Source organism: Marinovum sedimenti (genome assembly GCF_054052205.1).
The window spans coordinates 1,534,290-1,548,449 of sequence record NZ_CM133223.1 but is presented as its reverse complement, the minus strand read 5'-3'; the positions used below and the strand labels follow the sequence as shown (position 1 = coordinate 1,548,449).

Genomic DNA, 14,160 nt, shown 5'->3' with positions numbered 1-14,160 from the left:
ACGCAACATGCTAAGTACGATGGATCGCCTCGCCCGGGTGACGGCGCTTATGGGCGGGCTGGTGCTGTCGGCTCTGGTGGTTCTGACCTGTGTCAGCGTGCTGGGCCGGGGGCTAAACACGCTGGGCCATTCTAGTGTCTTGAGCGAGGCGCTGGGCGCTGCGCTGATCGGCTGGGGCGTCGGTCCGGTGTCGGGCGATTTTGAACTGGTCGAGGCGGGGATCGCTTTTGCGATCTTTTCGTTCCTGCCGTACTGCCAGTTGCACGGCGGCCATGCCACCGTGGACATTTTCACCCAAGCTTTGCCGCGCCGGGCCAACGCCTGGCTCATGGCCTTTTGGGAGGTGGTCCTGACGCTTGTCATCTGGCTGATCACCGTGCGGCTGTTTGCTGGCATGATGTCAAAACTTGGCAATGGCGAGACGACATTCCTGCTGCAATTTCCGGTCTGGTGGGCCTATGCAGCAAGCTTTGTCGCCGCCGTGGTTGCATCGATTGTTGCGGGGTATTGCGCCTATGGCCGGGTGATGATGGCCGCCACCGGAAAACGGCTGATGCCGAAGAGCGAAGGAGCGGCGCATTGAGCTTGCTGGAACTGGGATTTCTGTCCTTCCCCGTGCTGTTGGGGATGATTTTTCTGCGAGCACCGATCGGGCTGGCGATGCTGCTCTGTGGCCTCGGCGGCCTGTGGTTGGCGACCGACGGCACCTTGGTGTTCATGGCCAAGTTGAAAAGCGAGACCTACTCGACCTTCTCAAGCTATTCGCTGTCGATCATCCCGCTGTTCTTGTTGATGGGCCAGTTTGCCACGCTTTCGGGGATGTCGCAGGCGCTGTTTCGCGCGGCGGAAAGCGCGCTGGGCCACCGCAGGGGCGGCGTGGCGATGGCGGCCATTGGGGCCTGCGCCGGGTTCGGCTCGATCTGCGGCTCGTCCTTGGCCACCGCGGCCACCATGAGCCGCGTGGCCCTGCCGGAGCTGAAACGCTATGGCTATTCCGGCGGGTTTTCCACCGCGACGCTGGCGGCGGGCGGCACGCTGGGCATCTTGATCCCGCCCTCGGTCATTCTGGTGATCTATGCCATCCTGACCGAGCAGAACATCGCCAAGCTGTTCCTCGCGGCCTTTGTGCCGGGTCTGTTGGCGGCGCTTAGCTATATCATCACGATTTCGATTTATGTGCGGCGGCACCCGGAGGCGGCCGGGGTGCGCCCGCCGGTGCCGATGGCCGACAGGCTGCGCCATTTCCGCGATGTCTGGCCGGTGATCTTGGTCTTTGGCCTTGTGGTCGGCGGCATCTATGGCGGCTGGTTCACTCCCACCGAAGGCGCGGCGGTTGGCGCGGCGGGCACCGGGATCATTGCGCTGATCGGCGGCAACATGTCTTGGGCGCTGTTCAAAGAAGCAATCCTGACCACTGCGTCGTCCACCGCGATGATCTTTTTCATCGTGCTCGGAGCGGGGTTTTACAACGGGTTTCTGGCGCTGACGCAGGTGCCGCAGGAGCTGGCGGATTGGGTTGTGGGGCAGGGGTTCAGTGCCTGGACGGTGCTGGCGATGATCCTAGTGTTCTATCTGATCTTTGGCTGCCTGATGGACAGCCTGTCGATGATCCTGCTGACCATCCCGATCTTTTTCCCGGTGATCTCGGTGATGGATTTCGGCTTTGTCGATCTGGCGCAGATGCAAGCCGAGGCCGCGCGCGAGGTGCTCGCTCTTGGCGTGCCCGAAGGCATGGCAGCACAGATGCTCGAGAGCATTCAAGGCACGATGGCGGCGGGGATGGAACTGAGCCGCGAGCAGATGCAGGCGCTGGGCATTCGGGTGACCGAAGGCATGGCCAACCGGATCGAGCTTGAGCGGGTGGCGATCTGGTTCGGCATTCTGGTGCTGATTGTGGTCGAGGTTGGGCTGATCACGCCGCCGGTGGGGATGAACCTGTTTATCATCAACACGATGGACCGGGAAACGCCGATGGTGGAGACCTATAAGGCGGTGATGTGGTTTGTGACTTCGGACATCGTTCGCGTCGTCCTTTTGGTGCTGTTTCCGGCGATCACGCTGTTTTTGTTGCCAGGGTAGCGGTTTTCTAAAGGCGCGGCTTTGGCCGCACAGGTTGGTTTGCGTTCAGGCCACGCAGGCCTTGAGGGGGCTATGCCCCCGTCAAACTCCCCCTGAGGGGGCGCTGCCCCCTCAGACTCCCCCGAGGTATTTTTGAACAGAAGAAGGTTGGGTCAGCCGGCTTTGGGGTGGGCTTTATCGTAGACTTCGAGCAGGCGCGCGCTGTCGATGCCGGTGTAGCCTTGGGTCGTGGATAGCGAGGCGTGGCCGAGCAGTTCCTGGATCGCGCGCAGATCGCCGCCCGCGTTCAGCAGATGGGTGGCGAAGGAGTGGCGCATCGCGTGCGGGGTGGCGGTGCTGGGCAGGCCGAGTTGCATGCGGGCCTGTTCCATCGCCTTTTGCACCAGTCGCGGGTTGAGGCGGCCGCCGCGCGCGCCGAGAAACAGTGGCGCGTCGGCGTCGGGTTTGAACGGGCAGACGGCGAGATAGCCTTCGACCGCGCGGGCGGCGGCGGGGATCACCGGAACGATCCGTTCCTTGTTGCCCTTGCCAAGGATGCGCAGGCTGTCGCCAAGGGGGGCGGCACTTCGGCTGAGGCCGAGGGCTTCGGAAATACGCAAGCCGCAGCCATAGAGCAGCGTCACCACCGCCATGTCGCGGGTGGCGATCCAGCCGGTGGTGTGTTGCAATTCGACCGTTTCGATCATCGCGCGGGCGGCGTCTTCGGCCAGCGGGCGCGGCAGTTTGCGGGTGTATTTCGGCGCACGGGTGGAGAGGACGGCGGTGGGTTCGAACCCCTCGCGCTCGGCCAGCCAGCGATAGAAGCTTTTCACCGCCGAGAGTTTGCGCGCCATGGTGCGCGAGCCGACATCCGGCCCCCGCGTCTGGGCCATCCAGGCGCGCATGTCGCGCAGGGTGACCCGGGACAGCGGGCCTAGCCCTTGGGTGCCGCCATGGTACTGCGTCATGAAGCCGAGGAAGGCGAGCACGTCGGCGCGGTAGGCCTCGATCGTGGCGTCGGCCCGGCCCCTGAGGGCACGGGTTTGGGTCAGCCAAGCTTCCAGCGCGTCACGCGCTGCGGGGGAGATGAATGTGGCGGCTTCGTTCACGCCAGCCAGCGGCGCATTGTGCGCTCGAACACGCCAGCGAAGAAGGCCAGCAGGTCGGTGCCCTGTTGCGGGGTGAAGAGATGCGGGTCTTCGGCGCCGAAGGCCAGCATGCCGGGCAGGCGTTTGGGCCCGAAATTCAGCGCGAGGCAGGCTTCGGAACGGATGTCGGCGGCTTTGGCACCAAAGAGCGCGGTGTCGCCTTTGGCGAGTTGGCGCAGGGTGACGGGACGGACACCGCCCATGCGGCCCTCGGTGATGTAGTCAGAGACATAGCCGGGTTCGGCGACCATTAGCACATCGCCCAGTTTCGAGATTGCCGGTTCGTCTTCGGCCCGCTCACTGCTTTCGAGCACGAGGCGCACCACGTCGACCCGCAGGATATCGGCCACTTCGCCGGAGAGGCCGCGCAGGAAGTCTTCGAAATCGACCGGGTCGAGCATCCGCAGCAGGGCGCGGTGCACCTGGTTGGTGCCGGCGAGGTTTTCATAGGCGGCGGCAATGACGCTGCGATGGGTGTCTTCGAGCCGGTCAAGGCGGCGTTCGAGACGTTCCATCGCGATGCCGCGCAGATCGACGATATTGTTGCCCATGGCCTTTTCATTGGCGGCAATCAGGGCGTGCATCACATCCTTGTCGTCAAGGATTACGGCAGGCCGCGAAATGATGCGCTCGCGAAGGTCGTCGTCGATCTGGAGGCTGGAGGTCATGCGATTCCCTTGTGTCTTTGGCAAAGACTAGCAAACCCCGCATCGGGTTTCGCCAGTTTTTCGAGCGGCTTCTGCGTGTTTCTTCAAGTTGTGCCTCAGAGTCAACGATTGGGTTATCCCCAAGGGAGAAACCGGGTGGGGCGGTGGCCTTTGCGTCACATTGGGCGCTTTGGCCCGTGGCAGGGGGCGGGAACGAGGGGCCAGCCCCTCGCGCTCCCCGAGGTATTTATGAACAGAAGAAGCAGGGGGGCGTTTGAAATTGGCGGCGGTGGCGCGGGGGGCACCTTGGCATTTGGGGCCGGGTGGCATACCTCTCGCAGGGACTTCAACCGCATTGGGCAGCGTCACGAGATGAGCCGCAGTTATTTCGATCATGGCGAGCGGATCGGCGTGCTGTTGACGCAGGCGATGGGGGATCTGGCCGGTGTGCTGGATTACCTTGCGCCCGAGGGTGGCTGTCATGTCGGCGGGTTTGTCGAGGTGCCGCTTGGTCCGCGCAAGATGCTTGGGGTGGTGTGGGGGCCGGGCGAGGGCGGGTTTGACCGCGCCAAGTTGCGGCATGTGATCCGGGTGCTGGATGTGGCCCCGATGCGCGATGGCATGCGCTCGTTTCTGGAGCGCGCCGGGGCTTATACCCTGACGCCGCTGCCGGCGATGTTGCGTTTGGCGACCCGTGCGCCGGGGCTTGGGGCCTCGCCGGGATCGCGCAAGGTATATCGGCGCGGCGCGGGCGTGCCAGACCGGGATACCAAAGCGCGCCGCGCGGTGCTGGCTGTGCTCGAGGAGTATGGCGGGCTGTCCTTTACTCTGAAGGAATTGGCCGAAATGGCCGGGGTGTCGTCTTCGGTGGTCAAGGGGTTGGCGACGCAGGGAGTGGTGCGCGAAGAAGATGCGCCGCGCGATACGCCCTATCTTACGCTTGATCCTGCACGTCCCGGCAAGGCGTTGACCGAGGATCAGAGCGCGGCGGTTGCGCAATTGCACGCGTCGATGGACCGGGGCTATTCCACCACGCTGCTGCGCGGTGTCACCGGGTCGGGCAAGACCGAGGTGTACCTTGAGGCGGTTGCCGAATGTCTGCGCCGGGGGCGGCAAGCGCTGGTGCTTTTGCCCGAGATTGCCCTGACGCAGGAGTTTCTGACCCGGGTTGAGGCGCGCTTTGGCGCCAAGCCCGCGGAATGGCATTCCGGCATCACCCAGACCGAACGCCGCCGCTGTTGGAAGATGTTGGGCGAGGGCGGCGCGCAGATGGTTGTTGGCGCGCGGTCATCGCTGTTTTTGCCGTTTCGCGATCTTGGGTTGATCGTGGTCGATGAGGAGCATGACACCTCGTACAAACAGGGCGACGGCGTGCTGTACAATGCCCGCGACATGGCGGTTTTGCGCGCCTCGATCGAAGAGGCGCAGGTGGTGCTGGCCTCGGCCACGCCCTCGCTTGAAAGCTGGGCCAATGCCGAGGCGGGGAAGTACACCCGGATTGAGTTGACCTCGCGGTTTGGCGCGGCTGTCCTGCCCGAGATGCGCGCAATTGACATGCGCAACGAGACGTTGCCCTCGACCCGCTGGGTGTCGCCCACACTGCAAAAGGCGGTAGAGGCGCGGCTGGCGCGCGGCGAGCAATCGCTGTTGTTCATCAACCGGCGTGGCTATGCGCCGATCACCCTGTGCCGGGCCTGTGGGCACCAAATTGAGTGCGGCCAATGTGATGCACGGATGGTCGAACACAGGTTCCTCAAACGTCTAGTGTGCCACCAATGCGGCGAGAGCAAACCGATGCCCGAGGTCTGTCCGTCCTGCGAGGCCGAGGATCGGATGGCCGCCGTTGGCCCCGGTGTCGAGCGGTTGACCGAAGAGGCGGTGGCGCTGTTCCCCGAGGCGCGGGTGGCAACGTTGTCGTCGGATATGTACGGCTCGGCGCGCGCGCTCAAGGAGCAGATCGAGGCGATTGCCGGCGGCGATGCGGACATCATTATCGGCACGCAATTGGTGGCCAAGGGGCACAACTTTCCGCTGCTGACGTTGGTGGGGGTGATTGATGCCGATCTGGGGTTGCACGGCTCGGATCTGCGCGCGGCAGAGCGCACGTTTCAACTGGTGCGCCAGGTGGCGGGGCGGGCCGGGCGCGCCGACAAGCCCGGCACCGCCTTGATCCAGACGCACCAGCCCGAACACCCGGTGATCCGCGCGATTCTGGCCGGGGATGAGGAGGGCTTCTGGCGGGCCGAGGCCGATGAACGCCGCGCCGCCGGGGTGCCGCCGTATGGGCGGCTTGCGGGGATCATCATTTCCGCCGAAGACCCGCAGGAGGCCTTTGACCTTGGCAATGCGCTGGCCCGAAGCGATGCGCCGTTGCGGCGGGTGGGGGCGCAGGTCTTTGGCCCGGCCCCGGCTCCGATTGCGCGGGTGCGGGGGCGCCACCGGGTGCGGCTTTTGGTCAAGGCTGACAAGGGGGTGGCCTTGCAGGCGGCCTTGTCAGACTGGGTCGGGCAGTTCCAGTTGCGCGGTTCGTTGCGGCTGGCGGTGGATATCGATCCGCAGAGTTTTTACTGAGCGTCGGTATGTGGCCCGTAATGGGTTAATCGGCGGGAATTCTGAGCGTTGCCAGATCCGTTCCCACAACCACGTTGCCGGAATATCCGCCTTCGCGCGCAGAGGCTTCGAAATCAGCCTCGCTCAACCCGCCGGGTTGCACGGTATACGGCCCCATCGACGCGGCGCCCAAAGGTGGGATGAGATGCGTATACATCAGGTTGGCAACGCCAGCCCGCTGCGCCATTGCGCCCAGGTCGACGGCGGTGCTTTGGCGGTAAAACACCGGCGGTGGAAAGCCGCTGTCGCCGTCCGGCCCCATGATACGATGGATCACGCTGTGAACCAAGATGTCGGCACCTTGGGCCAGGGTTTCGACGTTTGCCGACACAGAGCTTTCGCGCGGCGGCATCGGCGTGTCGTTCGAGGCGTCGCCACCGATCACGACACTGCCCGCCGGCGTATCGACCCTATAGGACACGTGCCCCGGAACATGGCGTGACGCGATGGCGCTCACGACCACATCGCCCTTGCGCCAGACTTCGGCGGGGGCGTTGCCGGGATTGAACACGTTGATATTGAACAGGTCCGCCGGCCCGCCGGGCAGCCGATCTTCGTTCTCGGACAGGCGCTGGGCGATTTCGCCTGACTGTAGGTAAGGATCGCCGATATGGTCCGCCAGCTTGGTGCAGCTCATCGCGTGTCCGGTCGGCGATGGCGCATCCTGACTGCACACCAGATCGACCTTTGGCCCCCGCGAAGCCAAATGCCAACGCAACTGCATCAGATCGGCCAGACCATCAACATGGTCGGAATGCACATGCGTCAGAAAGATCGCCGCAATCCGGGGGGGCGGCACATTGATCTGTGACAGACGCTGCACCGTGCCGCGCCCGGCATCGAATTGCAGCAGGATGGCAGAGCAGCCGTCCTCCTCCGCGCCATACCTGACCAGAGTGCCGGACCCGGCCAGCCCGTTGAACGCAGCCGGCCCTCCTTGCGTACCGGTCAGCGTGACCTCAAGGCAGTCTGCCGCTAATGCCTGCGCCGCCCCGCCGATCAAAAGCGCTGTCGCCAAAGCCATTCGGATTATTTTGCCCTGAAGTTTTGGCATGGCACCCTCCACATTTTGTCACGCCCGAGTATTGGGGCAGCGTGACGGGTTAACAAGGCTATTGATCCGAGCGGCGGGCCACCCTTCGCCAGAGCTATGCTTTTCACGAAATGTCGGCGGGCCGAAGCGCGCTGACATTACCCCTCAGTGCTGCATCCATCCGCTGGTCAGCTCGGGTCAGGTCAGGGCCATCCAGCCGCCGACCGAGACTAGGATCGTTGCCAGCGAACGGTTCATAATGCGCATCGAGTGCGGGGATCTGGCCAAGCGGCGCAGCGGCGCTGCAAAGCCCACAATCAGGGCTGCGCTTCCGAACAAAGACAGGAAAGTCGTGACCGCGATGATCAGGAATTCGGGCATCTTGATCAGCGTGATGTCCATCATCTCGGGCAACACCAGCGGGTACAGGACCATCATGTAGGGCGAGATGAAGCACGTGAACACCCCGGCGAAGATGGAGGAGTGGATCGGGCGGCGCGGCGCATCACACGACCTGTTCAAGTCGAAATCGCCTTTCCAGATCCCGTAGGCCAGCCATGTCATGTACGCCATCATGACGTACTTGCTGTACTCTAGGACCTCGGGCACCGCGGTGAGCCATGTGCTAAGCCCGAAGCAGACCGCCGAAATGATTGCGATCCCGCCGATTGCGTAACCGATCGCAAAGCCGATCGCTCCGGAAATGTCGTTGCTCGCCGACCGCACCAGCAGCATCAGAACAACTGGGCCGGGCGCAAGGGAAATTGCCACTAAGGCCATGAAATACGTCGCTAAATCTGTATAAGACATTGTAAAATTCCTGTCTTGTTGATCTAACAAGACTACGGAATTGGCCGTGTCGGACACAGGACAGAAGACACGCGAATTCGGACAAAGTGGCCCACGATCGGCGGCTTTGACGCTCTGACGGCGGCGCGGCAAGGCCCGGTTCAGCGCAGCGCCACACCGGTCAGGGCGTTGGCGATCCGGCTGTGCATGGGGTCATTCGGCGGGGGTGCTCTGCAAATTCTCTGCGGCGCTACGAAACCGCGCACGGAACTCTGCCGGAGTGATGGAAAAGCGCTTGGAAAAGGCGCGTCGCAGCGCCTCGTTCGACGGAAATCCCGAACTGCGTGCGATTTCGCTCAAGGATTCGCCAGAGTTTTCAAGCCGCGCCTGCGCATGCACAAGGCGGACCTCTTCGACATACTTGCCAATCGTCCGTCCCGAGAACGACTTGAAGTGCCGGGCAAGGGTCTTTTCCGTCAGGTTGAACTGCTCGGCCAGCGTTTCGAGCCTGAGGTCCTTGGTCGGGTGAACGCGGATGTAGATAAGGATTTCCTGCATCACCACATCCGCCGCGCCGACGCGCGTGGGGGCATCCAGATCGATATCTTCGTATTGGTTTTGATCGCCGCGCCGCGACATATGCGTCACCATCAGCCGCGCGACAGAGCGGGCAATTTCCGGCCCGAGATCTTCCTCGACGATTGAAAGCGCCAAATCGATCCCGGAGGTGATGCCGCCAGAGGTCCAGACGTTGCCATCCTTGCAGACGATGCTGCTTGGCTCGACCTCGACCTCCGGATAAGCCTCTTGAAGAACCTTGGCCTTGCGCCAATGGGTTGCTGCCTTTCGGCCGCGGATAATGCCCGCCTCGGCCAGCAAAAAGGCACCGGTACAGATAGACCCGATCCGATTGGCGCGGCCATGCGCGCGGTTGATGAAGTCCTGCATCCTCGGATCGGTTCGGATGTCGATTGCCGAGACGCCGCCACTGACAAGCACCAGATCGGTATCGTCCAACTCCGCATCGGTTACGTCGTCACACCTGCGATCGACGTTGATCGTTATGATGGAACCGGCGGTCTTGAGGCTTCCAAGCGTGGGCGCAACAAGCGACACGTCATAGGCGGCTTCGGCACTCTGACCGGAATGTTCGCGCACGACAGTATTGGCCATCAAAAACGTGTCCGACGGGCCAACAATATCAAGCGCCATGCAGCCCGGATATACTAGGATCATGATACGTCGTGTCATCGTAGCCCCCTCCGGCATGCGCCCTTATTGCGGATGCCGCATATCAAGTCATGGCATAGGCCGCTGGCGTGGCACAAGGATTTCCCAAGTCGGGACCGGGCCACCGCGGCGCAGCACGGCACCGCCCGAGGCCGCTCACCCGGCCAGCGTTGCCGGCGCATACCGATACCCGGTGCCGTCCCGCACAAACCGCCCGAGCCCGGGAAACGGCACATGTGAGGCCGCAATCAGAACATTGTCCGCCGCGCAGCGATCCAGCAAGCCGGAGCGTGTCACCGCCGCCTGATGAGGATCGACGTCAAAGGCAAATCCTATCTCGGGGTGGGTCGTTTGCAGAACCGCGTTATGCACGATGTCGGCCATCATAACGAATTGCTGGTCCCCGCCATCGATATGCAGAATCGAATGGCCCGGTGTGTGTCCCGGTGCCGCCTCAAGCCGGATGCCGCTGTGAATTTCGCTGTCCGGCGACACCAGTTCCAGACGATCTCCGTAAGCGTCAAACATCCCCTGCGCCAAGTGAAAGAACCCGCGCATTTGCTCCGACGCTTGGGCCGTGATCCCGGCGTCAGACCAAAACCCATGCTCGGCCTCGGCCATCACGACACGGGCATTGGCAAACGTCGGCTTTTCGCCGGTCAGCAGTCCGCCGATGTGGTCCGGATGGGCGTGGGTCACAATGACAGTCGAAACCTGCGATGGCTGGATGTCCGCCGCCGAAAGCGCGTTTGCGACGTGCCCGGTACCGGGGCCAAAGGCGTCAACCGCGCCAAGCCCCGCGTCGATCAGGATCGTCGCATCGTCCGATTGCAGACAAAAGGCCAGAACCGGAATTGGCACCAGATCCGGCGCCAGACCCATGCCGCCGTTTTGAAGAGCCTTAAGAATCCGGTGACGATCTTCCCCAAGAAAGGCGTCGTTTGGAACCTGGATCGCGCCGTCGTACAGCGCGGTCACCTGATATTTCCCGATGCACGATCTGAACACGCCTGCTGGTGGGGTCATATTTCTCACTCCGAAAGGGGCCAATGGTGTAGCGGGCAGACCGGCGACCGCAGCTTTCGTGATCGTGGCGCAATCGCCCGAGCCGCGGCGCGCGCCTTCGGATTATCGCAATCTGTACCGGTGCGAAGACTGTCCTGCGACCCCAACGCAGGCCCGCAAATCCCCGCTGTCCATGATCACCACTGTTAACTTTCTGTCAACGTGCACGTTTCGGCCGCGAAAAATGTGCCACCCGGGGGGCGTGGCGCGCCTCCCGAGATTGTACCCGTGCTGACGCTTCCTGCATCAAAACGGCCCGAACTCCGGTCGCGGAAATGCTGCGGCTGGCGCGTCGCTAGCCCCGTCCTAAAGCCTGACGAACGCGCTCAACTACCCCTCGGAAAAGACGTGCACACTCACCGACTGCAACGCCCCGCTGTCTTCCACGCTGGCCGCCTCGGCGTTTTCACCCCCCGCAAGGACGAGCGAGAACGACAGCTCCGCGCCTTCCGTCAGAAGTCCGCCGTCCGCCATCCGATCCAACACCGCATCAATCGGCACGGTAAATCCGGTTTCCATGCTGTGCGCCTGCCCAAAGAACGAAAAACTGCCCGCGAATTCGGGGCTGTCCACGCCAAGAACAGGCGGCTGCCCCTTCGGCGAGACATAAAGATCGAAAACCTTCCCACGGCTGTCGGCAGGCGGCAGAAAGCGCACTGTTGCCAGATGGACCGTGCTGTCCTTGGGCCGCGCGATGGACCGCGCCAGTGCGCCCGAAACGACGGCATCCGCACTGGCGGCAAACCGACCCGCAGGGGCCACCGCCAGCGCGCTGGCGACAGTCTCTTTCTTCGCAAGTCTGGTCTTGGGGGGCACGGCCTGCTCACCAGAGCCCGGCTGATAGCTGTACTCAAAGGCGCTGGTATCGAAGAAGTCCCACGAGGTGGGATTGCCGCCAACCGGGTCACCGGTGCGGTCGAAGAAGAACAGGTATTGCTCTTTTTTGTAGGGGTCGAGCAGGTCGCCTTCGGGGGCAATTGGCAATCCAAGCGCCTGTTGTTTTCGCGTCCAGACGTCCCACAACCGGTCAATATTGCAATGATGCAGGAAAAAGATCGGATCCAACGGCGATAGGTTGTTGGTCATGATGCCATAGGGTTCCTCATACTTACCGTCTTCACCCTCGGACCCGCCGGTGCTGTTGTGAACCATGTTATGGGTCGACGACAAACCGCTGAAATCGCCTGTGACCTGGTGACTGTCGGTCACCGAGTTCTCAAAAAACGGATCATCACCCTTGAACGGACCGGCAAATTCGGTCGGCGCGAGGGTGCCAAGAACATAGCCAAGCTCGACCATATTTTGCGTGCGCGCATCCAGCATTGGGTACGCTTCGGTCAGAAAACGCGCGAACTCCCTGTCCTGGAATGCATAGGTGGCATTGTCTTTGTCCTTTGTGGCCCACATGACATCGAAGTCGGTATTGGACCGCTTGTCTTGCTCGGCTTTCTGGGCAGGCGTCATGCTGTTCCAGAAGTCTTGCATCACCGGGCGCACCTGCTCCTGAAAGTCCTCGTTGGTCGCGATGTAATTGACCGCGGAGGACCTGAAATTGACCGGATCCAGCGGGTTGTCGCGACCGAACATCGGAGCGGGCACCTTATGCGCCTCAGTCCAATCCCAATAGGGCAGCATGAAGTCTTCCTTGCCGGTCAGTTCGCGAATGATCTCTTCGAAATAGCCAAGATATCCGCGATGCCAGCTGGTGAACCACCAGTTTCCGTGAGGACAGTCGATGAAATGCACGAAGCCTTGACGATACCAGTTGCGTCCATCGCTCAACGGCAAGTTCAGCATCTCAGCCACGCCTTCGCCGTAGGTCCGCAGGTCGACAAGACCGCCTTCGCTCATCATATTTTTGCGGACGCGGGCGTTCTGGGCCCGCAGAACGGTGGGCGCAAAGGTAAGCGCCGCCGCAGACGCGGCCCCAGATCGCAAAACCGTGCGACGCGAAATTTTTTGTGGCTGGTGACTGGTCATTGTTTGTCCCTTTTTTAAGCGTGAACGAGAGAGGTTCCTCTGCACACGTCGGTAAAAAACATTTAAAAACAATTCAGTATCTGCGTGGTAAGCCGTGGATTTCCTTCGTTCGCCGCCAATCATCCGTCAGGTTGGCGGTCCGCCGTGATCCGTAATTCGGCCATACGCCTACATCGGTCGATTGCGGCGTTTTTTCCCTCCATCGCCTACACTGGTGCTGTTCTAACGGATTCAGCCTCAAAACTCACGAGTTTAACCCCGCGCTGCCTGTGACGGCGGGCTGATATCCCGGGTGCAACGCGGCAATTCTCGCCTTGCGGACCAAGTATCAAATCGCTTTGCGATCGTGGCGCTGTGTGGCGCCCTTGAACTAAATAGGGGTTTGTTGCTCGGGTTCTGGCGGCGGGTGTGTGCTGTGGGTCGAGGTGAGTTTGCCTCGGTCAACACCGGGTGTTCCGACGAACATCCAACCCCGCGATTTTTATGCACAAAGAAAGAGTCGCGCGGCTTTTGATTGCCGGGGCAGGGCTGTGCCTATGGATCTCGGGGGGTCAGGTGAAGAGGTCGCTTTGCCCGGGCGGTTTTGGGGCCGCCAAGCCCAAATGGCGCCATGCTTTGGGGGCCAACATCCGGCCGCGCGGGGTGCGTTGGATCAACCCTTGTTGCAGCAGGTAAGGCTCGATCACATCTTCCAATGAATCGCGGCTTTCGCTCAGCGCCGCCGACAGGGTTTCGATCCCCACCGGCCCACCGGCATAGTTCTCGGCGATCAGCGACAGATACCGCCGGTCCGCACGGTCAAGCCCAAGCGTGTCGACCCCGAGCCGCGTCAGCGCCCCGTCGGCCAGCGCGCGGGTGATGTGTCCGTCGCCCTCGACCACGGCAAAATCCACCACGCGGCGCAACAGCCGCCCGGCAATCCGCGGCGTGCCACGGGCCCGGCGGGCAATCTCGCGCGCGCCATCGCTGTCGGCCGGCACGCCAAGCTTGATGGCATTGCGGCTGACGATTTCGTGCAGCTCGTCGACGGTGTAGAATTCCAGCCGGGTCGGAATGCCGAAGCGGTCGCGCAGCGGCGTGGTCAACAGGCCCATCCGCGTGGTCGCCCCGACCAGCGTAAAGGGCTGCAATTCGATCCGCACGGTCCGCGCCGCCGGGCCTTCGCCAATCACAAGGTCGAGCTCAAAATCCTCAAGCGCCGGATACAGCACCTCTTCAACCACCGGGTTAAGCCGGTGAATCTCGTCAATGAACAGCACGTCGCGCGCTTCGAGATTGGTCAGGATCGCGGCCAGATCACCGGCCTTGGCCAGCACCGGCCCCGAGGTCATGCGGAAATTGACCCCCAGTTCGCGCGCCATGATTTGCGCCAGTGTTGTTTTGCCAAGACCCGGCGGGCCGTGAAACAGCGTGTGGTCCATTGCCTCGCCGCGCTGGCGGGCGGACTGGATAAAGATGCGCAGATTGGCACGGGCTTCGGCCTGGCCAATGAAATCGCCAAGCGCCTGCGGGCGCAGCGCGCGGTCCATATCCTCGGGGCGGGCTTCGGGGCGCAGGGTTGGGTCCGGTTCGTTCATTTCAGCCATGTGTTAAACCCGCC

Annotated in this window: 11 protein-coding genes; 3 read left to right on the top strand and 8 right to left on the bottom strand. The window is 62.5% G+C overall.

From position 1 onward, the window contains the following. The first annotated feature begins 7 nt into the window (after positions 1 to 7). A complete protein-coding gene (locus ACW9UO_RS07405; RefSeq protein WP_457088324.1) occupies positions 8 to 583 on the top strand; it encodes a TRAP transporter small permease in 576 nt (191 codons plus the stop codon). Beyond that, complete coding sequence (locus tag ACW9UO_RS07400; RefSeq protein WP_457088323.1) at positions 580 to 2,079, top strand: TRAP transporter large permease; 1,500 nt, start codon at positions 580 to 582, stop codon at positions 2,077 to 2,079. Before ACW9UO_RS07405 ends, ACW9UO_RS07400 begins: the two co-directional genes overlap by 4 nt. Positions 2,080 to 2,231: 152 nt before the next feature. Here the strand turns inward: ACW9UO_RS07400 and ACW9UO_RS07395 are convergent, their stop codons facing one another. Both ACW9UO_RS07395 and ACW9UO_RS07390 read right to left on the bottom strand, forming a co-directional pair. Beyond that, positions 2,232 to 3,176 (bottom strand): tyrosine recombinase XerC, encoded by a 945-nt coding sequence (locus ACW9UO_RS07395; RefSeq protein ID WP_457088620.1) that lies wholly within the window; start codon positions 3,174 to 3,176, stop codon positions 2,232 to 2,234. Then, complete coding sequence (locus tag ACW9UO_RS07390) at positions 3,164 to 3,874, bottom strand: DUF484 family protein (RefSeq protein ID WP_457088322.1); 711 nt, start codon at positions 3,872 to 3,874, stop codon at positions 3,164 to 3,166. The genes ACW9UO_RS07395 and ACW9UO_RS07390 overlap by 13 nt, the downstream gene beginning before the upstream one ends. Before the next feature lie 351 nt (positions 3,875 to 4,225). Here ACW9UO_RS07390 and ACW9UO_RS07385 point away from each other — a divergent pair, with 351 nt between their 5' ends. Beyond that, on the top strand, positions 4,226 to 6,424 hold the full coding sequence (locus ACW9UO_RS07385; RefSeq protein ID WP_457088321.1) for a primosomal protein N': 2,199 nt from the start codon (positions 4,226 to 4,228) through the stop codon (positions 6,422 to 6,424). 25 nt (positions 6,425 to 6,449) lie between these two features. Here ACW9UO_RS07385 and ACW9UO_RS07380 read toward each other — a convergent pair whose 3' ends face one another. The 6 genes from ACW9UO_RS07380 to ruvB form a co-directional block, all read right to left on the bottom strand. Next, positions 6,450 to 7,487 carry an MBL fold metallo-hydrolase gene (locus ACW9UO_RS07380; RefSeq protein ID WP_457088320.1) on the bottom strand — a complete coding sequence of 346 codons (1,038 nt, stop codon included), beginning with the start codon at positions 7,485 to 7,487 and terminating at the stop codon, positions 6,450 to 6,452. Positions 7,488 to 7,694: 207 nt separating this feature from the next. After that, complete coding sequence (locus ACW9UO_RS07375) at positions 7,695 to 8,306, bottom strand: LysE family translocator (protein ID WP_457088319.1); 612 nt, start codon at positions 8,304 to 8,306, stop codon at positions 7,695 to 7,697. A 192-nt stretch (positions 8,307 to 8,498) separates the two neighbouring features. Further along, positions 8,499 to 9,536: a GlxA family transcriptional regulator gene (locus ACW9UO_RS07370; RefSeq protein WP_457088318.1), complete on the bottom strand. Its 1,038-nt coding sequence runs from the start codon at positions 9,534 to 9,536 to the stop codon at positions 8,499 to 8,501. A 135-nt stretch (positions 9,537 to 9,671) separates the two neighbouring features. Next, a complete protein-coding gene (locus ACW9UO_RS07365) occupies positions 9,672 to 10,541 on the bottom strand; it encodes an MBL fold metallo-hydrolase (RefSeq protein WP_457088317.1) in 870 nt (289 codons plus the stop codon). A 369-nt stretch (positions 10,542 to 10,910) separates the two neighbouring features. Then, positions 10,911 to 12,683, bottom strand: coding sequence for a tyrosinase family protein (locus ACW9UO_RS07360; RefSeq protein WP_457088316.1), 1,773 nt, complete (start codon positions 12,681 to 12,683; stop codon positions 10,911 to 10,913). 428 nt (positions 12,684 to 13,111) lie between these two features. Continuing rightward, complete coding sequence (gene ruvB / locus ACW9UO_RS07355; RefSeq protein ID WP_457088315.1) at positions 13,112 to 14,137, bottom strand: Holliday junction branch migration DNA helicase RuvB; 1,026 nt, start codon at positions 14,135 to 14,137, stop codon at positions 13,112 to 13,114. Between the last annotated feature and the right edge of the window lie 23 nt (positions 14,138 to 14,160).